This is a genomic window from Rhodococcus sp. WS3, assembly GCF_003797085.1.
Lineage (GTDB): Bacteria > Actinomycetota > Actinomycetes > Mycobacteriales > Mycobacteriaceae > Rhodococcus_F > Rhodococcus_F globerula.
Map to the genome: position 1 here is coordinate 2,947,635 of NZ_RKMA01000001.1, position 21,551 is coordinate 2,969,185.

At 61.5% G+C, this 21,551-nt stretch carries 21 protein-coding genes; 16 read left to right on the forward strand and 5 right to left on the reverse strand.

Going from position 1 to position 21,551, the window contains the following annotated elements:
- Positions 1-8 precede the first annotated feature (8 nt).
- Positions 9-752 carry an IclR family transcriptional regulator gene (locus EEB13_RS13370; protein WP_092805710.1) on the forward strand — a complete coding sequence of 248 codons (744 nt, stop codon included), beginning with the start codon at positions 9-11 and terminating at the stop codon, positions 750-752.
- A gap of 6 nt (positions 753-758) precedes the next feature.
- On the opposite strand, the gene EEB13_RS13375 is transcribed toward EEB13_RS13370, so the two are convergent.
- Both EEB13_RS13375 and EEB13_RS13380 read right to left on the reverse strand, forming a co-directional pair.
- A complete protein-coding gene (locus EEB13_RS13375; protein WP_051730592.1) occupies positions 759-1,967 on the reverse strand; it encodes a multidrug effflux MFS transporter in 1,209 nt (402 codons plus the stop codon).
- Complete coding sequence (locus EEB13_RS13380; protein WP_116103810.1) at positions 1,948-2,799, reverse strand: alpha/beta fold hydrolase; 852 nt, start codon at positions 2,797-2,799, stop codon at positions 1,948-1,950. The genes EEB13_RS13375 and EEB13_RS13380 overlap by 20 nt, the downstream gene beginning before the upstream one ends.
- A gap of 101 nt (positions 2,800-2,900) precedes the next feature.
- Between EEB13_RS13380 and EEB13_RS13385 the strand changes: the two genes are divergently transcribed.
- The 15 genes from EEB13_RS13385 (at position 2,901) to EEB13_RS13455 (ending at position 16,536) form a co-directional block, all read left to right on the forward strand.
- Positions 2,901-3,386, forward strand: coding sequence for a MaoC family dehydratase N-terminal domain-containing protein (locus EEB13_RS13385; RefSeq protein WP_033235081.1), 486 nt, complete (start codon positions 2,901-2,903; stop codon positions 3,384-3,386).
- A complete protein-coding gene (locus tag EEB13_RS13390; RefSeq protein WP_116103807.1) occupies positions 3,383-3,781 on the forward strand; it encodes an acyl dehydratase in 399 nt (132 codons plus the stop codon). Before EEB13_RS13385 ends, EEB13_RS13390 begins: the two co-directional genes overlap by 4 nt.
- Before the next feature lie 81 nt (positions 3,782-3,862).
- Positions 3,863-5,152 carry an aromatic ring-hydroxylating oxygenase subunit alpha gene (locus tag EEB13_RS13395; RefSeq protein ID WP_141485433.1) on the forward strand — a complete coding sequence of 430 codons (1,290 nt, stop codon included), beginning with the start codon at positions 3,863-3,865 and terminating at the stop codon, positions 5,150-5,152.
- Between the two features lie 122 nt (positions 5,153-5,274).
- Entirely contained in the window at positions 5,275-6,618 is a 1,344-nt protein-coding gene (locus EEB13_RS13400; protein ID WP_141485434.1) for a M20 family metallopeptidase, read from the forward strand.
- Positions 6,618-7,574, forward strand: a complete 957-nt coding sequence (locus tag EEB13_RS13405; protein ID WP_141485435.1) for a catechol 1,2-dioxygenase — start codon at positions 6,618-6,620, stop codon at positions 7,572-7,574. The genes EEB13_RS13400 and EEB13_RS13405 overlap by 1 nt, the downstream gene beginning before the upstream one ends.
- A gap of 31 nt (positions 7,575-7,605) precedes the next feature.
- Complete coding sequence (locus EEB13_RS13410; RefSeq protein WP_033235076.1) at positions 7,606-8,478, forward strand: alpha/beta fold hydrolase; 873 nt, start codon at positions 7,606-7,608, stop codon at positions 8,476-8,478.
- A 102-nt stretch (positions 8,479-8,580) separates the two neighbouring features.
- Entirely contained in the window at positions 8,581-9,537 is a 957-nt protein-coding gene (locus EEB13_RS13415) for an NAD(P)-dependent oxidoreductase (protein WP_141485436.1), read from the forward strand.
- 187 nt (positions 9,538-9,724) lie between these two features.
- Positions 9,725-10,708, forward strand: coding sequence for an ABC transporter substrate-binding protein (locus EEB13_RS13420; protein ID WP_141485437.1), 984 nt, complete (start codon positions 9,725-9,727; stop codon positions 10,706-10,708).
- Positions 10,705-11,544, forward strand: coding sequence for an ABC transporter ATP-binding protein (locus EEB13_RS13425; RefSeq protein ID WP_051730580.1), 840 nt, complete (start codon positions 10,705-10,707; stop codon positions 11,542-11,544). The genes EEB13_RS13420 and EEB13_RS13425 overlap by 4 nt, the downstream gene beginning before the upstream one ends.
- A gap of 44 nt (positions 11,545-11,588) precedes the next feature.
- Positions 11,589-12,377, forward strand: a complete 789-nt coding sequence (locus EEB13_RS13430) for an ABC transporter permease (RefSeq protein ID WP_230590189.1) — start codon at positions 11,589-11,591, stop codon at positions 12,375-12,377.
- Entirely contained in the window at positions 12,280-13,176 is an 897-nt protein-coding gene (locus EEB13_RS13435; protein WP_261984518.1) for a class II aldolase/adducin family protein, read from the forward strand. The genes EEB13_RS13430 and EEB13_RS13435 overlap by 98 nt, the downstream gene beginning before the upstream one ends.
- 132 nt (positions 13,177-13,308) lie before the next feature.
- Positions 13,309-14,319, forward strand: a complete 1,011-nt coding sequence (locus EEB13_RS13440) for an NAD(P)/FAD-dependent oxidoreductase (RefSeq protein WP_033235071.1) — start codon at positions 13,309-13,311, stop codon at positions 14,317-14,319.
- Positions 14,320-14,322: 3 nt separating this feature from the next.
- On the forward strand, positions 14,323-14,643 hold the full coding sequence (locus EEB13_RS13445) for a DUF362 domain-containing protein (protein WP_092805730.1): 321 nt from the start codon (positions 14,323-14,325) through the stop codon (positions 14,641-14,643).
- The gene (locus EEB13_RS13450) at positions 14,643-15,467 is read left to right on the forward strand and encodes an alpha/beta fold hydrolase (protein ID WP_141485439.1); all 825 of its coding nucleotides are present in this window, start codon (positions 14,643-14,645) and stop codon (positions 15,465-15,467) included. The genes EEB13_RS13445 and EEB13_RS13450 overlap by 1 nt, the downstream gene beginning before the upstream one ends.
- A 166-nt stretch (positions 15,468-15,633) precedes the next feature.
- Positions 15,634-16,536 carry an IclR family transcriptional regulator gene (locus tag EEB13_RS13455; RefSeq protein ID WP_033235068.1) on the forward strand — a complete coding sequence of 301 codons (903 nt, stop codon included), beginning with the start codon at positions 15,634-15,636 and terminating at the stop codon, positions 16,534-16,536.
- A gap of 3 nt (positions 16,537-16,539) precedes the next feature.
- Here the strand turns inward: EEB13_RS13455 and EEB13_RS13460 are convergent, their stop codons facing one another.
- Genes EEB13_RS13460 through EEB13_RS13470 form a run of 3 tightly spaced genes read right to left on the reverse strand, consistent with a single transcriptional unit; the run spans position 16,540 to position 21,444 of the window.
- Positions 16,540-18,063 (reverse strand): AMP-binding protein, encoded by a 1,524-nt coding sequence (locus tag EEB13_RS13460; RefSeq protein ID WP_141485440.1) that lies wholly within the window; start codon positions 18,061-18,063, stop codon positions 16,540-16,542.
- 47 nt (positions 18,064-18,110) lie between these two features.
- Positions 18,111-19,058 carry a zinc-binding alcohol dehydrogenase family protein gene (locus EEB13_RS13465; protein ID WP_141485441.1) on the reverse strand — a complete coding sequence of 316 codons (948 nt, stop codon included), beginning with the start codon at positions 19,056-19,058 and terminating at the stop codon, positions 18,111-18,113.
- Positions 19,059-19,107: 49 nt separating this feature from the next.
- On the reverse strand, positions 19,108-21,444 hold the full coding sequence (locus EEB13_RS13470; RefSeq protein WP_261984519.1) for a CaiB/BaiF CoA-transferase family protein: 2,337 nt from the start codon (positions 21,442-21,444) through the stop codon (positions 19,108-19,110).
- Positions 21,445-21,551: the final 107 nt, after the last annotated feature.

A 21,551-nucleotide genomic window follows, 5' to 3' on the forward strand; every position in this document is an offset into this window, starting at 1 on the left:
GCTCGGCGGTGCATTCGTTGCTGGGGAAGGCGCGCCTGATACTCGATTCCTTCGACGCGGATTCGGGCGCGCTTTCGCTGACCGAGCTTGCGAACCGAAGCGGCGTTGCGAAGGCGACGGTGCATCGAATAGCCGGTGAACTGGTGTCACTGGGCCTGCTGGAACGAGTCGGGACCAAGTACGGATTGGGGTTACGGCTTTTCGAACTTGGCCAGTTGGTGCCTCGTCAACGGATTCTGCGTGAGGCGTCGCTTACGTATGTGCAGGATCTTCATGCGGCAACCAGGGAGACGGTTCACCTCGTGATTCGTGACGGTCTCGAGGTTCTGTACATCGACAAGATCTCCGGTCATCACGGTGTGGACCTGCCGTCGCGGGTGGCCGGCCGGCTGCCGATGTATGCGACGGCCACCGGCAAGGCGATACTCGCGTACTCGCCGGATTCCGTGTTTCGAGCGGTGGTAACCAACGGATTTGTCGAGTTCACCGACCGGACGGTGAACTCGGAGGACGGGTTACGTAGGCAACTCGATGCCGTTCGCTCGGAGCAATTGGCGGTGGAGAGCGAAGAGGTTCGGCTGGGGACGTCGAGTATCGCCGCACCGATCTTCGGAGGACACGGGGAAGCGGTTGCCGCGATCGGCGTCTCGAGTCCGCGGTATCGAATGGATACCGAGCGCTTTGCCGAGCCGTTGCGCGCGGCAGCTGCCGGAATCAGCCGGAAGGTGTCGGTTCTCGAACGCTCTGCGTAAGCGTTCCTATCGACGCACCCACAGCAGTGCTATCACTCCGAGAACCGAAGCCCCGGTCATGGAGATGGCCACTGCAAGACTGGTATTACCCAGCAGGCCGACGATCGGTGCAACCACTGCGGCAGCGCCGAACTGCGCAAATCCGATCAGCGCGGCCGCTGAGCCCGCGGCTTCTCCGTGACGCGACAGGGCAACCGCCGGTGCGTTGGGCATGACAAAACCCGTTGCGCACAGCATCAGCAGGATGGGGACGGCAAACCCGACGAAGCCCAACGAGTCGGTGGCAGCAACGGCAACAAATGCAGCGCCGACGACGCTACTGCCCCACATTGCCCAGATCGTGATGGAATTCGGCGACCACCGTCCGAGCAGCACGACGTTGAGTTGAGACGAGCCGATCAGCACTACGGCCCCGCCGGCGAAGGCAAACCCGTACGCTGTGGCGCTCAGACCGAACTGTTCCTGCATTACGTAGGACGACGCCGCGATGTACGACCACAGCACACCACGGCCGAGACCGCACACGAGAACCAACACCATGAAGTGAGCATCACGACCGAGTGCAATGTAGCTTCGCGCTATCGCGCCGATGCCCTTGCCTGACCGATTCTCGGGTGGAAGTGTTTCCGGGAGTGACGCTGCGGCGAGTGCAATCATGGCGATACCCAGGAGGAAGAGAGCGAGAAAGACTCCGCGCCATTGTGTTACGGACATCAGTGCCCCGCCGATGGACGGAGCCAGGATGGGCGCTACGCCCATGACCAACATCAGTCGCGAAAGTACCACCGCCGCATCGTGTCCGGTGAAGAGATCACGAACGATCGCCATCGCGATCACACCGGTGGCCGCGGCGCCAAAACCTTGAAGGGTTCGCAGCGTCGTGAGGACTTCGATGGACGGCGCAAAGAAGCACGCCAACGATGCGCCGACGTGAATCACTGTGCCCACGAGCAAGGGGCGTCGACGCCCGTAGATGTCGGAAAGTGGGCCGATGATCAACTGACCGAACGCAAGACCGAGAAGCGTCCCGGTCAGGGTCAGCTGAACCATTGTCTCCGACGTGCCGAATTCCTGCGTGATCTGCGGCAGCGCAGGAAGATACATGTCGACGGTGAACGGCCCGAGGGCGGTGAGGATTCCGAGAAGCAGTACCAATCGGATCCGTGCACCGCCCGTCGGGGCGATTACCGTTCGTTCAGTTGTGCTGTTGGTCAAGGAAACCCGAAACAACACTGTAGTAGTCGTATGGCCGCTCTTCCTGAAGATGATGCGACGCCTGGTCCATGATGTAGAGGTGGCCATGCGGGATCATCCGCGCCAGCATGAGCGGGTAGTCCGGGGTGAGGAACGCGTCGTGCATTCCCCAGGCGAAGAGCGTCGGTGCCTGGATCTGGCCGAGTTCGGCTGTGAGGTCCTGCCAATCGCCACGAGGGGAGTCTGCCGAGGCAGCCAAGGCCATTTCCTCGGGGTCGAGGCTTTGCTCGTATCGCATCTGGAGGGTTTCGGCGGGCAACTTCGATCCGTCGAACCATTCTAGGCTGGTGATCAAGGTGCGGAGTTTTTCGAGGGTGGGGCCAGTGCCGCCGTAGTAGACGTCGCGGGCGTTGCGGCCGCGACGGCCATCTTCGGGGAGGGGCGCGAGCGGGCCGTAGAAGACGGGCATACTGCCCGTGATCACCAGGGAGCGAACGCGTTCCGGGTACTTTGCCGCGAGATTGAGCGCTATGGTGCCGCCCCACGAGTTGCAGACGAAGTCGGCGCGTTCGATGCCGAGTTCGTCGAGCAGAACAACCATCTTGGCGGCGTGGAAGTCCCACATGGGGCCGGTGATGGTGCACTTGTCGGACCGACCGTATTGCAGGAGATCAACGAGAATCGCCCGTCGATCCGAGGCGAAGAGAGGGGCCACCGGCCCGAAGTCGGACCACGCGGTGCAGCCGGGTCCACCTCCGTGCAGGAAAATCGTGGGGTCGCCCTCGCCGAGGTCGTAGTAGTGGAATGTGACGCCATCAGCTTTGGCGTACAAGCTCTTCGGTTGATCAGCCATGGCTATACCTGACCTCGAGGTGACAGCAATGGGAAGTATTGCGGTCCGGCAGGCGAACCCGGTTCGTGGCTGCGACACTTCCGAATGCCTAGCGTGCTGGCATGAGAACAGAACTCGAGCACGCGCGTGATCGCGCAGAGGCGATGATCGGAACGCGGGAAACACGAGAGCTGGGAACGGTGCGCCCGGCGGAGTCGATTGCCTTTGCGGTTGCCGCCGCCGAGACCGACCCCCGGTTTCTGGACCCGGAGCACCCGGCATTTGCGCTCCACCCGATGTATCTGCCTTCGCTTTTGCGTGGTCCGCAGGGCGGATCCGATCGGGAGTACCGATCAGACGGCATGTTTCGTGACGAAGTCCCGGGCACAGACGGCATCGATGTTCGCTTGATGGCAGGCGGGCAGAGTGTGACGTTCCTGCAACCAGCCCCGTTCGGCGAGCCGGTCACCGTAGCGCGGGTACTCGATACCGTGGCGATCAAAGGTCGGGCTCCTGACGAGTTTCTGCTGCTTTCGGTCACCAAGACCTATCGGGGTGCGCAGTCCGGCGCATTTGCCGAGGTCGTCGAGAAGTTCATCGTCCGATGACCGAAACCGTAGTCGTCGGCACACCGATCGAGTCGGTCGCTTTGGTATGCGATCCGGTCCGAGTCCTTCGATTCGGGGCGTCGACGCACAATTCGCACCGTATTCACTACGACGCCTCCTATGCTGCGACGGAAAAGCTGTCCGCGCCGGTTGTCATGGCTCAGTTGCAGGGCACGCTCTTCTACCGTGCTGCCGCACAGTTTGCCGGTGGATATGAAGGCGTTGTCTCCGTGTCGTGGCAGAACCGTGCGCCTGCTCCTGTCGGAACCACACTGGAAGTCTCGGGTGAAGTCACTGAGATACATGGTGAGAAAACAACTTTGACTCTACAAGAGCACTCCGATGACGGCGTCCTGTGTGCTGTCGGAACCGCTGTGGTGGTCCGGGTCTGCTGAGCGAACCGAATCCGTTGGCGTAGACCGCGATGTCGCCCAAGATCTGTTTCATTCAAACGTTCAGTGTCGAGAGGACTTCACATGACTGGTGTCGAGGCGTCGGAAGCCACGTTCGCGCTGCCCGAGCGGCCGCGAGCGGCCGGTCGGCAGGATTGGACGGCATGGCCGGGTTACAACGCAGCCGGCAGCGGATACCGCGGTTACTGGTACCCGGTCACGTGGTCGAACCACATCACCAAAAATCCCAAGAGCTACACCATTTGTGGTGAAAAGCTGGCGATCATCCGCGACGCCGGTAAGGCGTACGCCCTGCATGATCGGTGCCCGCACCGCGGTGTTCCACTGTCCGAGGGTGATCAGCAGTTCCCGGGCACCGTCAGTTGCCCGTACCACGGCTGGACGTACCGTCTCACCGACGGAAAACTGGCTGCGGTCATCACCGACGGTCCGGATTCCAAGATCTGCGGCAAGCTGAACGTCCAGACCTATGCGGTCGAGGAGCGACTCGGTCTGGTGTGGGTGTACATACCGATCGCCAACGAGCCGGCACCGTCCATCGACGACCAGTTGCCGCGTGAGCTCGTGCAGAACAAGGGCATCGTCGGCGGTCGCATTCAGCCGCGAGAAGGTAACTGGCGCTTCGCATGTGAGAACGGTTTCGACGAGGGACATGCGAAGTACCTGCACCGCACCGCATTGTGGCGCTTGTTCAAGCCGATGCCTACGTGGAACATCACGAGCATCATCCCGGAGGGTCGCTGGATTTACCGGGTACAGGAAGAGGTGTACTGGGAGGCCGACTTCCCGGGCGTGGGAACCTGGACCAATAAGCGGTGGTGGAAGAAGAAGCCCGACGAGACCCAGATTTCGCAGATCGGAAACGTCGGTGCCGGTCTGGATGTCAATCCTGTGATCGCAGCACAGAACTTTCCCGGTTTTGCTTCGCTGTCGATGCCCGGCGTCCTGCGCATCGCGTACCCCAAGTTCATTCACTACGAGTTCTACGTGCCGGTGGACGAGGACAACCACAAATATGTCGGCCTCATGGTCAACTTCGTCTCCGGTGCAGCAAAATTGGGGTTCTACGCCAAGTACCTCGGCGCGATCCGCTGGCTGTTTCACGGCCAGTTTTCCGGGCAGGATGCATGGATGGTCGAGGTCACCGACGCGCCGCCGGAGAAGCTGTACCGACCCGACGTATCGCTGACAACGTGGCGAAATCTGGCAGAGGAAGAGTACGCCGAGAAGATCGCCGCCGCGGCCGAACACACCCCCAAGGCGCCGGTTCGGCCCACCCGCGAGCGTCGGACGGCTGCCCCGCGCCCGGCTCCGGTCACCGACGCCCAGATCCCCACCGGCACCCGCGAATAGGAGAAACGCATGTTCAAGATTCTGACGGCAGTCGCTATCGGTGCCGCTGTTGCCGTGGCAGTTCCCAAACTATGGCAGTTGGCGGGCGAACGCAGCAATACCCAGGTACATCAGGTCAATCCATGACCACTGCGAGGGCCGACGCTCTCGCAGGCCTTGACGACACGCGCCGGGAATGGGTCGAGCAGGCCTGGGCCAACGTCGATCGCGCGAGATTGCGAGATCTCACCACCGGGGTTGTGGACATCCCCAGCCCCACCGGCGACGAAGCACCGCTGGCCCGCCATATCACGGCGGTCTTGACGGCGTCGGGCATCGAGGCCCATACGATGGATCTCGATGACCGGCAGGCGAACTCGTGGGGACGATTGCGCGGTGACGGGTCCGGGCCGGATCTGTTGCTGTATGCGCCGATCGACACCGTCACGACAGGTGATCCGGCAGAAGATCTACCGTGGGTGGGAAACGAGTTGCGAGCCGACCTGACGCCGCACGCCCAGGTCGACGAGAACTACGTCATCGGGTTAGGTGCGTCGAATCCGAAAGGCCATGCCGCCTGCATCATCGCAGCGGCCGAAGCAATTGCCGCAGCCGGTATTCCACTCCGCGGTGACCTGGTGCTCGGATTCGGTGCCGGTGGTATGCCGACCAATGCCCGCCCCGGTGTCGGAAACCCCCGGCGCAATACCGGTCAGGGCGTCGGCTGCTCGTTCCTCCTGGAACAGGGAGTGTGGGCGGACTGTGCGCTGATCGCCAAGCCCGGCTGGACGGTCTCCTGGGAAGAAGTGGGGCTGGCTTGGTTCGAGATCACGGTGCACGGGCTGCACACCTACGTCGGTTCTCGCCACCGGCTGCCGTATCGCAACGCGATTACCGCGGCCGGTGAGGTTGTCGCGAAACTGGAGGAATGGTTCCCGAAGTACTCAGCGGCGCATCAGGACGGATTGGTTGCGCCGCAAGGAATTGTGGCCAATATTCGTGGCGGGTGGGAGAGAACAGCGTCGTTCACCCCTGAGCAGGTGCGCCTGACCGTTGATCTACGGCTGAGTCCACGGACGACGCCCACCGCCGCCAAACGTGAACTCACTACCGTGGTTGCGGACATCGCACAATCGCTGGATCTACAGATCGAGGTCGAACAGGTACTGGCAATACCGGGGGAGGGTTCGGATCCACGGATGTGGTTGCGGCACTCGGCCGTCGACGCGTGGAAAGCCGCTGAGGGGAAGCCTCATCAGGACTTCTTCGACGCCAGTGGTGCAACCGACGCAAACATCTTGCGCAGCCGCGGCATCCCGACGATCCGGGTGGGTATGCCGAAGGTGGTCGACGCTCCGTTCGAGGTGGACTTCGCGATGGGGATGAACACAGTCGATCTAGCTGCAGCAGAAAGATTTACGAAGTATCTGATCCGAGTGGCCCTCGACACCGTCACCCGCTCGCTCGAGGAAGTAGGAATCGACTGATGGCGAAGATAGTTCTGGGTGTCGGTGCTTCCCACAGCACATTGATGAACACCCATTGGGAAGAGACGACGCACAAGGCGGAGGCCGAACGCTTCCGGGACGCGCTGCATCTGACCCGGGAGAAAATCGCGGAAGCGAATCCCGATGTTGTATTGATACTCGGCTCCAACCACTTTCGTGGTTTCTGGCTGGATCTTATTCCGGCTTTCACGCTCGGCGTCGGCGAGTGTATTTCCAGTGGCGAGTCCGGTACACCCAAGGGCCCGCAGCAGGTGGACGTGGACTTCGCGAGGCACCTTGCAAACGAGCTGATCGAAGGTGGCCGGTTCGATCTTGCCTACTCGGCTCGATTGCAGATCGATCACGGTCAGTCCCACGCGATTCAGTACCTTCTCGACGGAATCGATGTTCCCATAGTTCCGTTGGTGGTCAACGTATTCGCGCCGCCGCTGCCGACTTTCAAGCGATGCGAGGAAGTGGCGAAGGCTCTGCGCGACGCCATTGCGTCGTACCCGGCGGATACCCGCGTGGTGGTGATCGCCTCCGGCGGTTTATCCCATCGGCTGCCCTGGCCTGACTGGCGTGACCCGCACGGTGAGGACGAGGATTTCATGGTTCAAGCCTGGCTGGACGGTCGGGAGAATTGGTCCGACTACGACGTCCGACGGCGTCAGATCATCCGTGCCGCCGATGCCGCGATCACACCGGAGTTCGATGACCGAATTCTTGATCTGTTTGCCAGTGGTAAGGCAAGTGAGCTTGCCGAGTTCACGACGCAGCGGATCGAGGACGAGGCGGGCAATGGTGCGCAGGAGCTACGGACATGGCTCATGATGGCGGCCATGCTCGAGTACATTCCGGGAGAACGCCTTGCCTACGAAGCGATTCCCGAGTGGCTCACCGGTATGGGCGTCACGGTTCTCGATCCAGCTGGAACAGTCAGCGTAACAACATAATCTGCCACCTTCAGCAAAGGAAGTTTCTCTCATGACAATCTGGAACGAACTTGCCGGACTCGATTTCGAGTTGACGACCGTCGACGCGGGCGGTGTCCCCACGCGCTCTCTGCAGGCCGGATCCGGCGACGAGGCCGTGATCTTCCTGCACGGCACCAGTGGACACCTCGAGGCATTTGCACGCAATATCGCGCCGCACGCCGAGTCCTACCGGGTTCATGCGATCGACATGCTCGGTCACGGCTACACCGGTAAGCCTGATTACCCGTACGAGATTCCGCGTTACGTAGAGCATTTGGTGAATTACCTCGACGCGGTCGGGCTGGATCGTGTGCACCTGGTGGGCGAGAGCCTCGGTGGTTGGGTCGCCGCCTACCTGGCCAGCGAGCAGCCCGAACGTGTCCTCTCGTTGCAGCTGCTCGCGGCTGGCGGTACCGTCGCGAATCCGACGGTGATGGAGCGTATCAAGACCTCGACAGCCAAGGCCGTTCAGAGCGACGACATCGAATTGACCCGCGCCCGCATGCAGTTGCTCATGCACGATCCGGCCAATGCAACGGAGGAATTGGTTCAGGCGCGTCACAGGATCTACCACCAGCCCGACTTCGTGGCCAACATCCACAACCTTCTTTCCTTGCAGGAGATGGAGGTTCGCCAGCGGAATCTGTTGCGCCCGGATCGGATGGCACTCATCAAGGCGCCTACCCTGGTGGTCTGGGGACAGGAAAATCCGTTCGGCGACGTTCCTGAGGCGAAGAAGATGGCCGAGGATATCCCGGGTGCTCAGCTCGAGCTCTACGCGGAGTGCGGTCACTGGCCGCAGCACGAGCAGGCAGCGAAGTACAACCCGCTGAGCCTCGAGTTCCTGGCCAAGGCGTCAGCAAGCGCGAAGGCAGCCATCTGAGAACCAAACAGACTGCTGCGTAACAGAGCCGGCCTCTCGATCAGGAGGCCGGCTCTGGCGTTTTCCGAAGGTACAGTCATCGTCTCACCCTGAGGAGTTCTCGTGAAGAAAGTACTTCTACTGACGGCAGACGCCGACAACGGACTTGGCAGCGCGATCCGTGACGCCGTGGGAAGTGAGGCCGAGGTAGTTCGCTTGCCCGAGCGCACTACGGAAGCACTACATGCACTGTTGCCGATGTGTGATGTCGTGGTGGGTGACTGGAGTGGTGATCTGCCGCTCGGCAAGCAGGAAGCCGAACTCGGACGGCAACTACTCCTTGTCCAACAGCCAGGTGCCGGAACCAATTTCATCGACGTGGATGCGTGGCGCGCCTTCGGGGTTCCGGTCGCGAATACACCCGGCGCCAACGCGGAATCGGTTGCGGAATGGGCAGTGCTGGCGGCAGGTGCGTTGTGCCGCTCCATGTTCTGGGCGCACAACGAGGTCACCGGCGGGTCCTGGCCACAGGAATCCATCTTGACGCGAGATTGTCGCGACTTGGCGCAGCGCCGGGTCGGCGTAGTAGGGGTCGGTTCGATCGGCCGTCGGTGTGCAGAGTTGTTCGGGGCCTTTGGTTGTGATGTCTACGTCACCGCGCGTTCGAGACCGCGCGAGCCTATGAATGCGACCTTTGTATCGCTCGAGGAACTGCTGCCTCTCTCCGACGTCCTGGTGCTCGCCGTCCCGCTCACGGAATCAACTCGGGGACTGATCAATTCCGATCGAATTTCGCAGTTGCCCAACGGCGCGATCGTCGTCAATGTGGCGCGCGGCGCTGTTGTCGACGACGTTGCATTGGCACGAGCTCTGCGTTCGAAGCATATCGGCGGCGCGGCCCTCGATGTGTTCGACGTTGAACCACTGCCGATTTCGAGCCCCCTTCGCGGATTCGATTCGACGCTCTTGAGTCCTCACGTCGCAGGGGGCAGCGCCGGAGCGCGTGCGTCGATCTACTCGATGACGGCGCAGAATGTCGCAGGCGCGCTGCGCAAGCAGACAATTCGGTGGACATTGTGACCGAAGGCCGTGTTACCGCAGTATTTCGGTTCGCACGTTCCTCCAGGTGCGGTGTTTCGCCCAGGTAAGTTCCTGTCCCCGGTCCGCACGGTGGACCCGGTTGGTTCTCGGTCATAGGTAGGCACGGCTAGGTTTGCTCTCCACAACCCGCAACTGCGGCACAGATCACAAACAAAGGTGTGAGTAGATGGCCTCGCTGTCAAAGTTTGGAAGGACTGCTCTTGTTTCGGCTGCGCTGCTGCTGACCGTTGCAACCGGCGCATGCAGCCGCCCGGCGACGCAAAGCACAGCTGATTCCGCCGGAAGTGGACCACTGCGTATCGCAGTCGGAATCGACGCTTCCTATGCTCCGTTCTTCGTGGCGGATCAGGAAGGTATGTTCGACGCCGCAGGTCTGGACGTCGAACTTGTCCAATTCGGTCGTGGTGGCGAGGCCGTCGACGCACTCTCGACCGGGCAGGTCCAGATCGCCGGTAGCTCCGATACGACAACCATCGCCCAGTTGCGTCAGAATCCGTCGTTGCGCGCGATGTATTCGTACGAGGCGTCGGGCGACTACATCAAGGTTGTGCTGCGGAACGGCGTCGACTCACCGGCTGCGATCAAGAAGATGGGCATCGTCCCGGGTCTGAGCCAGATTTCGACGGACAAGTATCTCGCGGCCAATTCGATTGCCCCCGGCTCGGTGGAGATGATCTCGGCAACCCCGACGGACATGCCCGCGCTGCTCAGCCGCGGCGACATCGACGGGTTTGTTCTGTGGGAGCCGTGGCCGGCAACAGCCCTGGATCAGGGCACCGGCCACGTAGTGGCAGTCACCGGAGACTACGGCTGGTTCTACCATCACTGGGCGATCACGACGGCTCCCTGGCTGTCGGCCAACGAAGAGACCGCGCGGACCGTTGCGAAGGTGCTCGACGAAGCAACGCACAAGGTCGAGTCGGATCCTGCAGCTGCAGCGTCCGCGACCAAGACCGCTGTGAACGTCAGTGAGGATCAGACTATTGCCGCGGTCGACGAGATCGACTTCTCCGTCGTGAATCTCGAAGCTGCGGATATCGAGTCGGCACAGTCGATCGTCGACTTCTACAAGTCGATCGGTGTTCTCAGTGAACAGCCGGATCTCGAATCGGCAATGCTTCTGGATTGGTACAAGGATGGTGCACAGTGAGTATCGCAACAAGTAGTACGGGCACGACCGGCCCCGGTAAAAAGAACACGGGTGTGGCCATTGACGTGGTCGACCTCGGGATCAGTTTCGGCGCGGCGGAGATCGTCGCCGGAATCGATATGCACGTGCAGCCCGGTGAATTCGTATGTCTGCTCGGGCCGAGTGGCTGCGGCAAGTCGACGCTGCTGTCGTCCATGGCCGGTTTCGTGGAACCCAGTGCCGGGGAGATTGTGTGCGACGGAGACGTCGTCGACGGCAGTAACCGCCACGCAGGCATGGTGTTTCAGAGTTCCGAAGCGCTATTCGAATGGATGACCGTAAGCCAGAACGTGGCGTACGGACCCCGGATGCGCGGAGCGAACCGCAGCGAGCAGGCCAGTATCGCCGCCGAGTACCTTGCGATGGTCGGCTTGCCCCACGCCGGGGCAAAGTTCCCCTCGCAGCTCTCCGGCGGTATGCGGCAACGTGTTCAGATCGCACGAGTTCTGGCCAACCAACCGTCGCTGGTTCTCATGGACGAGCCGTTCGGTGCGTTGGACGCTCAGACTCGTCAGGTTCTGCAGACCGAACTCGACCGTATCTGGCGGCACACTCGATGCACCGTGGTGTTCGTGACTCACGATATCGACGAGGCGCTGACATTGGCTGACCGTGTGGTTGTGATGTCGGCCGGCCCGCGGGCTCGGATCAAGAGCGTCTACGAGGTCAATGCGGCTCGTCCCAGGGACCGTAACGATCCCGAGGTGATCGAGCTCTACGAGAAGCTGCGCGACGATATTCGGGCAGAAGTCGTTGCGTCGCTGCGGAACCAAGGCATTGAGGAGGACGAGCTGTGACGGCTGTAGTGACCGGTGGTTCAGCCGGTGTGAGAACAGTAAAGGTGACACAGACGCAAAAGCGTTCGTCGGCGCGGCGATCCAAGATTGTCAAGGCGACACTGATGTATGCCGCTTCAGCGGCAATCGGTCTGGGTATCTGGTCGTTCCTGGCATGGTGGTACGGACCGACCACGATTGCATCACCGGCCGAGGTCTGGTCTGCGGCACAGGAACTGTGGGAAAGCGGCGTTCTGTGGTCGTCGATCACTGCGTCAGGTCAGCGAATTCTGATCGGTTGGTTTCTGGGCGTCGTGATCGGCGCTCCCGTCGGAATTCTGATGGGCCGCATCGCCATCGTACGACAGCTCCTCGATCCGTACATCGAGTTCTTCCGGTTCATTCCGCCGATCGCATTTGTCACTCTTGCCGTCGTCTGGTTCGGCATCGGTGAGACGTCGAAGGTTGTTCTGATCTTCTACACCTCGGTGTTCATCGTCACGGTCAGCACGATCGCCGCGACTGTTGCGATCAGCGAGAACAAATTGCAGGCCGCAGCCAATCTTGGTGCGGGCAAGCTGCAGATCATGAAAACGGTGGTCCTGCCGTCTTCGATCCCGGGTATCGTCACCGGTGCTCGCCTGGCCATGGGTAACAGCTTTCTCACCATCGTGTCGGCGGAGATCGTCGCCGCCGACCAGGGTATCGGCTCGATGATCTGGCAGGCCCGAAACTACGGTCGAATCGACTGGACGTTTGTCGGCATCATCGTCCTCGGCATCATGGGCTTCATCTTCGACCGGATTCTCCGAATTCTGTCCTCGCGGTACCTCGCCCGCTACGGCGTCAAATAGTCAGGAGCGCAGCATGAGTAAACCGCTGAGCATTGCAGAGCAGGCCGGAATTCCCGGCCCGCCCGAGGTCGTCGACGTCGAGAGCGAACGACGTCGACGTAAGACCGCCGTCATCGGCGGATATCGAATACTGTCGAAATTCGGTTTGGACGAAGGAATCTCGGGACACATCACGGCCCGAGATCCCGAAGAACCTGAAACGTTCTGGACGGCGCCGTTCGGTCGGCACTTCTCCCAGGTCCAGCCCGAAGAACTACTGCATGTGGCATCGGACGGCACGGTGATTTCCGGCGACGGACCGCTGAACCGGGCAGCGTTTGTCATCCACAGCAAGGTCCACGAGGCTCGTCCCGATGTGATCGGAGCTGTTCATGCACATGGTCTGAACGGCAAGGCCTTCTCTTCGCTGCACTGCCGCCTCGCTCCGATCACTCAGGACGCGTGTGCCTTTCACGAGGACCACTCGATCTACGAGGAATATCACGGGGTGGCACTCGACGAAGAGGAGGGTATTCGCATTGCGACGGCCCTTGGATCGAACAAAGCGGTGATCCTGACCAATCACGGCCATTTGACTGTCGGAACCTCTGTCGAGAGCGCAGTGTGGTGGTACGTGTCGATGGAGCGTTCGATGCAGGCAGAATTGGCGGCGCGAGCCGCCGGTGATCCGGTCGTCCTGCACGAGAAGATCGCTGCGCAGACCTACGAGGCTGTCGGCACCGAGAAGGTGGGGTGGTTTGCCTACTCGACCATCATCCAGAAGATTGCGGCAGACGAACCCGAGGTGTTCGCGCGCTGAATTTCGTGAGTACGGGCCCGTCGACCGAAAGGTCGGCGGGCTCTTTTCATGTTGTCCCGCAAACGTTACCGAGGTCTGTTGAGCGGACCGGTTTCATTTGCGAGGGTCCGTCGGCGCAATACCGTATCGGGTGTGAACACAACGTCTTCCACGGCGGCCGACAACGAGATCGGCGTCGATATTCTGATCATTGGTGCCGGCCCCGCCGGGCTGTACGGCGCGTACTACGCAGGCTTCCGCGGCCTCTCCGTTGCCGTGATCGATGCCCTTGCGGAACCGGGGGGACAGGTCAGTGCGATGTACCCGGAGAAGGCAATCCTCGACATTGCGGGATTCCCTTCGGTCAAGGGACGCAATCTCATCGAGGGCTTGATTGCCCAGGCTGCCCCATTCGATCCGGTGTACTTGCTGGGTATGCAGGCTCGTGAGTTGTCGCATGACGACGCCGGCCGGGTGCGAATCACCACCAGTACAGGCCAGGTGGTGGTCGCCGGCGCGGTTGTCATCACCGGCGGCATCGGAACCTTCACGCCCCGTCCGTTGACAAAGGGTTCGGAGTTCATGAATCGGGGATTGAGCTACTTCGTCCCGGATCTGTCGGCGCACACGGGGAAAGACGTTGTCATCGTCGGCGGCGGCGACAGCGCATTCGACTGGGCTGTCCACCTCGAACCGATTGCCAAGTCCGTCACTCTGGTTCACCGACGAGATCGATTCCGCGCGCACAAATCCACAGTTGCCAAAGTTCAGGACAGCAGTGTCCAGGTTCTTGTGAACGCGGATGTCTCGGAGGTACGTGGAAACGGGTGGATCGGCGAGGTCGACATCACCCACAAACTGGACAAGAGCACGTCCACGTTGCCGGCTCAATCCGTCATCGCAGCACTGGGATTCACCGCTGACCTGGGCCCGATGATGGACTGGGGGATGGAGATCGACAATCGCCATATCGCCGTCAACACGCGGATGGAAACCAATGTTCCGCGCGTGTACGCAGCCGGGGACATCACGGATTATCCCGGGAAGGTCCGATTGATTGCCGTCGGCTTCGGCGAAGCCGCGACTGCCGTGAACAACGCTGCGGCCGTGCTGGATCCGGAAGCGGAGATCTTTCCCGGACACTCTACGGAACAGGAGGGTTAGGCAATGGCATTTGTCATCGGTGAAGCATGCATCGACTACACGGACCGATCATGCATGGAAGAATGCCCCGTGGATTGCATCTACGAAGGTGACCGCAAGCTCTACATCAACCCGAATGAATGCATCGACTGTGGCGCTTGTGAATTGGCGTGCCCGGTAGAAGCGATCACCGTCGACCGCAAGGCAGACCCGGACTTCAAGGAAGACAACAAGCGCTTCTTCCTCGACATCTTGCCCAACCGCGGTGAACCCGTCGGAAATCCGGGTGGTTCGGCAAAGATCGATATTGTCGGCGTCGACACTCCGATGGTTGCGGCGTTCTGATGGGAAGCGGCACGCGATTCGGATACGTGGATTCGTCCTTCGGGCAATTGCATTACGCGCAGCAAGGTTCGGGTGAGACGATTCTCCTGCTTCATCAGGCACCCCGTTCGTCGGACGAGTTCCGCGAGCTCATCCCACTTCTTGCCGCCGACTTCCACGTGGTCGCGATGGACATGCCGGGGTACGGCAACAGTGCTCCGGTGCCCGGGCCGCAGACCATCGAGACCTATGCGCGAGGTGCGTGGGAATTGCTCGACGGGCTTGGCGTCGACCGAGTCACGGTTCTCGGCCACCACACCGGAGCGGCAGTGGCGCTCGAGATGGCGGCATCGAGCCCCGAGCGGGTAGCCGCCGCCGTGCTCTCGTCGTGCCCGTGGGCCGACCGCAACTACCGCGAGGGGCACTCGGGACCCGGTGGGATCGACTGCGTCGACCGAGCCGCAGACGGCAGCCATCTCACCAGTCTGTGGGAGATGCGACGGCCGTACTACCCGGAACCCGGCACCGCGCTGCTCGACAGGTTCATCCGGGACGCGCTTGCCTACCGGGTTGATCCGGCGGAGGGCCACAAAGCCTGTGCTCGCTACGTCATGGAGGAAAGAATCGGTTCGGTGACCGCGCCGGTTTTGCTGATCGGCGCGCAGAGAGATCCCTTTTCGATGCCTAATGTCGCCCCGCTGCGTGCACATCTGACGAGTGCGGCAGTGGTGGAAACAGAGATCGTCGAATCCGGGACCGTAGCGCTCATCGAAGAGCACGCCCCGCAGATTTCATCCGCCGTCCGCATGTTTCTGGAGAATTACGCAGGTAGGCGCCCCGTGTAAACTCTGCGGGACGGGTTCACTGAGCGGACCGTGTGGCGTGCGTCTCATCGCATGGTCACCATAGTGTCGGTTCCGAAAGCACCTGCACCCAACGAGCACCCCGACTGATTCGGTCCCGTGGCAATCGGGCTCGGCAGGCTGTCACAGATCGTTCAGGAGGACACTCATGGCCGCTCCACAACAATCCGTCGGGTTCGGATCAGTACTGCCCATCGCGCCAAGTGCTGCTGCGCCGTTGCAGCCCGCAGGTGAACTGTCCTCGGTCCTGGGCAAGGCTCGAATGATCTTGGACGCTTTCGACACCGACCACAGTGACTTGTCTCTGACGGAACTCACTCGGCGCAGTGGGGTCGCGAAAGCCACGGTTCACAGGTTGGCCGGCGAGCTGGTCGAGTGGGGACTGCTCGAGCGCGCGGGCACAAAGTATCGGCTCGGCCTGCGATTGTTCGAGCTTGGCCAGTTGGTGCCCCGTCAGCGGATTCTGCGGGACGCCGCTTTGCCCTACATGGAGGACCTGCTGCTGGCGACACAGGAGACGGTTCACTTTGCGGTGCGGGACGGCATCGACGTCCTGTACATCGAGAAGATCATCGGACACCGCGGCCTCAATCAGCAGTCGCGGGTGGCCGGCCGGCTCCCGCTGTACTGCACCGCCACCGGCAAGATCATCCTTGCCTTCTCGCCGCAATCGGTCTTCGACGAGGTGGTCGAGCAGGGTTTCACCGCCTTGACCAGTCGGACGACGATGTCAGTCGGTGTGCTGCGCCAGCAACTCGAGCGGATGCGTAAGGAACAGCTCGCGGTGGAGGTCGAGGAGACGCGGCTCGGTTACATGAGCGTCGCGGTACCGGTGTTCAGCGGCCCGCGCACTCTTGCCGGTGCGTTGTCCGTGACAGCGCCGACGGCTCGGCTCAACGTCAGTCGCATCACCGGGGCCCTGCGCACAGCAGGCGTCGGGATCACCCGCAAACTTCATGCCATGAAGTGCACGCATTCACCGAGTGACCCGCTCGCACTGCGCACGATTTGCAGTCCGGTGATGTGTTCGTTCAACGGCTGTGGCAAGTAGGCTCTACCGCCGTGCGCGGAACATGCTCTTCTCGCTGTCCCAGGTGTGTTGGCCAACGCCCCGCTCGCGCAGCGGTGCTTTCTGCACCTTCCCGGTTTCGGTGAGTGGCAACGAATCCACGATGTCGATGTACCGCGGGAGGGCAAAGTACGGCAACTGTTGCTGGGCAAAATCCAGAATCGAGATGGGATCGAAATCGGCACCGGGACGGAGTATTACAGTCGCCATGACGTCGTCCTCGGCCAGCTCCGACGGCACCGGGAAGACGGCAACCTGACTGATCGACGGATGCAGCGCGAGAACTGTTTCCACCTCGGCTCCGGAAATATTCTCACCTCGCCTTCGAATCACGTCTTTGATGCGATCGACAAATCGGAACCAGCCGTCTGCGTCACGAATCACCCTGTCGCCGGTGTGGATCCAACTGTCTGGCTCCGGAATCGGGTCGCCCAGATAGCCCTGTGAGCACGAGCCGGCAACCGTGGTGCGGACAACCAGTTCGCCAGGCACTCCGTCGGGTACGGCGCTACCGTCGTTGATCACCGCAGCGTCGTAGCCGCTCATCACCGTGCCCATGTATCCGGCCCGTCGATTTCCGGGAAGCGTGCCGATCACAAGATTGGTTTCGGTACTTCCGAATCCGTCCACGAGTTCCACACCGAATCTCTTGGCAAACGGTTCGATCAGATGCGCAGGGGTTGCGGGCGCCAAGGCAATCCGGATGTTGTGCTGCCGGTCCTGTAGTGCGGGGTCCGCGTTGATCAGCATCGCAACCATCGCACCTAGCAGATAGTCGACAGTCGCCCCGATCTCACGAACCTCACTCCAATGATTACGGACCGAAAACCGTTGTCCCAAGACAAAAGTAGACCCGGCCCAGACGGACTGAACAAAGGCATTGAGAGCATTGGTGTGAAACAGGGGCAGACAGTTGTACAGCACATCATCGCGAGTGAGTCCCAACGAGGCGCCAACGCTTTTGCCCCACTGCAGGAACTGCGCATGCGGGCATCGCACACCCCGGGGTATACCGGTGGTGCCGGAAGTGAAGAGTATCGCGGCCATGTCGAGGGGATCCACTGCTTCGGGTTCACAACCCGGATTCAAACCGGCCGTGGGGACGTGTGGTTCGCCCATGACCCACACGGTGCCATCGAATCCGGATACAACGTTTGCGCATTCGGGTGAAACCAGGATGCGTTGCACTTCAGCTTGTTCGAGTGCGCTGACAATACTGTCGGCGCGAAGAGCAGTATTGAGCGGAACGGCCACCGCGCCGATCCACGCGCATCCGAGAACAAGGTCTGCCAGTTCGATCCTGTTGCCGGACAGTGCCGCCACACGTTCCCCGTGGCCGACACCCTCGCTGCGGAGAGCAGACCCCATCGACGCAGCGCGTTCGAGCAGTTTGCGGTAGGTGACCGTGATCCCGCCGACGACAAGGGCCGGGTGCTCCGGACGCTCCAAAGCTCGCCTCCGGAGCAAATCCGGAAGCGAGCGCGGAATGGCATGTGTGTCGCAGGGCATGAACGACTCCTTGCCGATGACTCGTAGGGTGCGTAATTGTATCCCTCTCAGGGGACGACGACCGCCCGACCGGCAACCTTGCCCTCACCCATCAACTGCAGTGCACTTGCGATGTCATCCAACGGAAATTCCTGCACTGCAACGGAAATCTTGCCTTCGATGAGCAGTCGGATCATCTCGGGTGCCAGTTCAGCTTGGCGGGCAGTCTTGCGAATCATGTTGACGGGCAGGATCCGGACGTCGCTGAGCAACCAGTTCGGCATGTCCAGCGTGAGACTCTTACCCAACGTGTATCCGATCAGGGCCGCCCGGCCGCCGGGGACAACACTTGCCAGCAGGTGGGGCAAGCCGTCGCCGCCCAGCGTGTCGATCAATGCGTCGACGGTAGGCTCGGATCCCAGCACACCGGCCAGTTCGTCACCTTGCCCGACGACGGGACGCACACCTTCCGGGATCAAGGCAGCTTGATCTTCGCGCGGTACAACACCGATCACCTCGGACGCTCCTGCGAGCAAAGCGAACTGCGCTGCCATCGATCCGACAGCACCCGACGCTCCGGCGACGACCACACGTTCGCCGGCTGCAACGGCTGCAACATCATTCACGGCCACGTAGCCAGTTGTGCTTGGCAGGAAGAACGTTGCCGCAACGGCCGGCGACAGTGCGGGATCAAACGGTGTGAATGCCTTGTCTGCTGCCACCAGATACTCGGCCCAGCAACCGTTCTTGAACAGGCCGACGCCACCGCCTCGGACCAGAAGGCGAGTGCCCGGCTCGTACGTGTCGGATTCGACTACCGTCGCCGCTCCGTCGGTTCCACCGATGTGAGGGAGATTCGGCTTGACTCCGAAGTTTCCGCTCGCGACGGTGATGTCGAGATGGCCGAGCGCAGCAGCGTCGATCCGCACCAGGGTCTGGCCGGATTCACGCATGGGAATGTCGATGTCGTCGATTACCGGTGAGGTGCCGAACTGATGGAGTCGGGCCGCGCGCATTGTGTCTCCTTGTATGGATCTGTAAATGGTTGTACGAATATGAGTGCGGTCAGGACAGGATCGACTGGTCGCGAAGTCCGGTGATCCGTTTGTCGCTGTAGCCGAGGACCGACTTCAGGACGTCGTCGGTGTCCGCGCCCAGCACCGGTGCAGCGCGCCGAATCGAACCGGGTTCGGAGTTGCGGCGAACAGGGATTCCCTCGTGGAGGAATGTTCCCGCGAGGGGGTGCTCCTGTACGGAATAGAAATTGCGTGCCCGCAGATGCGGATCACCGTCGACCAGGTCACGTCCGTCCTGGATGGCGCCTGCCGCGATTCCCGCCGATTGCAGGCGCTCCATGACGGTTTCGGGTTGCAGAGTCCGGGTCCAGTCGGCGATCGCGTCGTCGATTCGTTCGAGGTTGGCTCGGCGACCCTCCACGCTCCTGAAATCGGGATGGTCGATCCAGTGCTCCGCTCCGATGATGCGGCACAACGTATTCCATTCCGTCATGCCGCGGATGGCAATCGAGCACCACCGGTCTGCGCCGTGGCACGGGTACACGCCGTGCGGCGCCAGTTCGCAATGGCTGTTGCCGATCGGATCGGGGGACTGTGAGCGAGCCGCTCGGAGAACACTGGTGCCCATGTGCGCTGCCATGGCTTCGAGTTGTGACAGGTCTACGTGCTGGCCTCGCCCTGTCCGGTCGCGGTAGTCGAGAGCCGCCAGCGCCGCGACTGCTGCTTGCAGTCCGGCAATTATGTCACCGTGGCCGTAGATGACTCCGACAACATCGTCGGCGTTCCAACCGGTCAGCGAGGTCAATCCGGTACTTGCAGATACGATGTCGGCGTACGATACCCAGTCCTTGCGAGGGCCGGTGTGACCCATCCCGGACATAGACACGTAGATGATGTCCGGGTTGAGTTCCCGCAGTTGTTCGTAGCCGAGCCCCATCTTGTCCATGACCGAGGAGCTGAAATTCTCGACCACTACGTCGGATTTCCTGATCAGGTCGCGTAGGACCGAAAGACCCTCGGCGGATCGGGTATCGAGCGTGATGCTGCGCTTGTTTCGGTTGACGTCGTTGAAGTACCCGCTGGTGTTCGGATTGTCATGAGGCCCACGCGACAGATGCATGAACGGTGCAAAGCGAGTTGGGTCCGGGCGTCCGATCGATTCGACCTTGATGACTTCGGCTCCATGGTCGGCGAGGATTCGGGTGCCGTACGGGCCGGCCAGCACCCAGGTGAGATCCAGCACGCGGACACCGTCGAGGCTGAGCGCGCCCGTGTCGCTGAACTCCTGAGTTTCATGCACTGCCACAGTCGTGTTGGTGGACAAGAGTTCCTGATGCTGACCCAACCGGGCGGCCTCGAGCGTTCCGATGCGGTGGCCTTCGGGGAAAGCGAAGCCGAACCCGAGATCGCGGTAGGTGCCGTGATCCCCGGTCACGTCAGTGAAGAAGTCACGGTCGTTGAGTTGTGGGTTGCGCAGGAGTTCTTCGGGCCGGTCGACCGCTGCCCACGGCAACTTGCGAGACTGGGCGCTGACTGCAAATTCTTCCTTCGGCCACTTCGAAATGAAGGCTGACAGAACGTCGAAGATGTGTTCCTGGTGTGTCTTTCGGTAGACCGCGTCGGACCACTCGGGTTGGTCGAGATCGTCCTGGGCGTCGTTGTCGATCAGCCAGGCCAGCATGCCGTCCCACATGCGGGGGCTACCGCCGAGGCCGCCACCGACATAACCGTCGGCGGCCTGGAACAGTCCGTGCGGAACGAGTGGATGTACGCGGCCAGGACGCGGCGGGACACGGTCCTCGTGAATGTAGGCAAGAGTGCCCGCTTCCAGTGCGGCGGCAACACATTCCTGAGCACTGATCTCCAGCAACGGGTTCTGGCCCGTGGACCGCGAACGCAGTCCGAGCAGCACGCCGATTGCGGCGTTGATTCCGGCGAGCTGCTCAGCCTGGAGTTCGGGGAGCAGGAGTGGAGGGTGTTCGGGATCACCGACCTGAGCCATCATTCCGCCGAGTGCTGCTACGGTCAGGTTGGTTGCCTGCCAATCACTTCGGGGACCCGATGTGCCGAATGGCGTCACCCGGACATGCACGAGGGAGCCTCGGCGCTCTAGCGGAACGCCGGTCGCGCTGCCGTCGAGCAGGACATCCGCGCTGCGAAGTAGTGTGTCGAATTCGGCGCGGTCGTTGCTGTCGCCCAGATCGAGAACTACCGACTTCTTTCCCGCATGCCAATGCAGGTACGAATCACCCTGGGACTCGGCGCGACTCGGGTCACCGGTGGGTGGTTCTACCAGAATGACCTCGAAACCCAGCCCGACCAGGATGCGCCCGGCGAATCGCGCAAACGGACTGGAAATCTCTACGACCCGTACCGGGGGATGCACCACAACTACTCCGTTTCAATCGAAAGATATCGCCGAACCGACTGGTGTCGAACGTAGTTCTCGGGTCCGGTGGGCGACATGATTCCGGTCTGCCCACCGGACCCGTT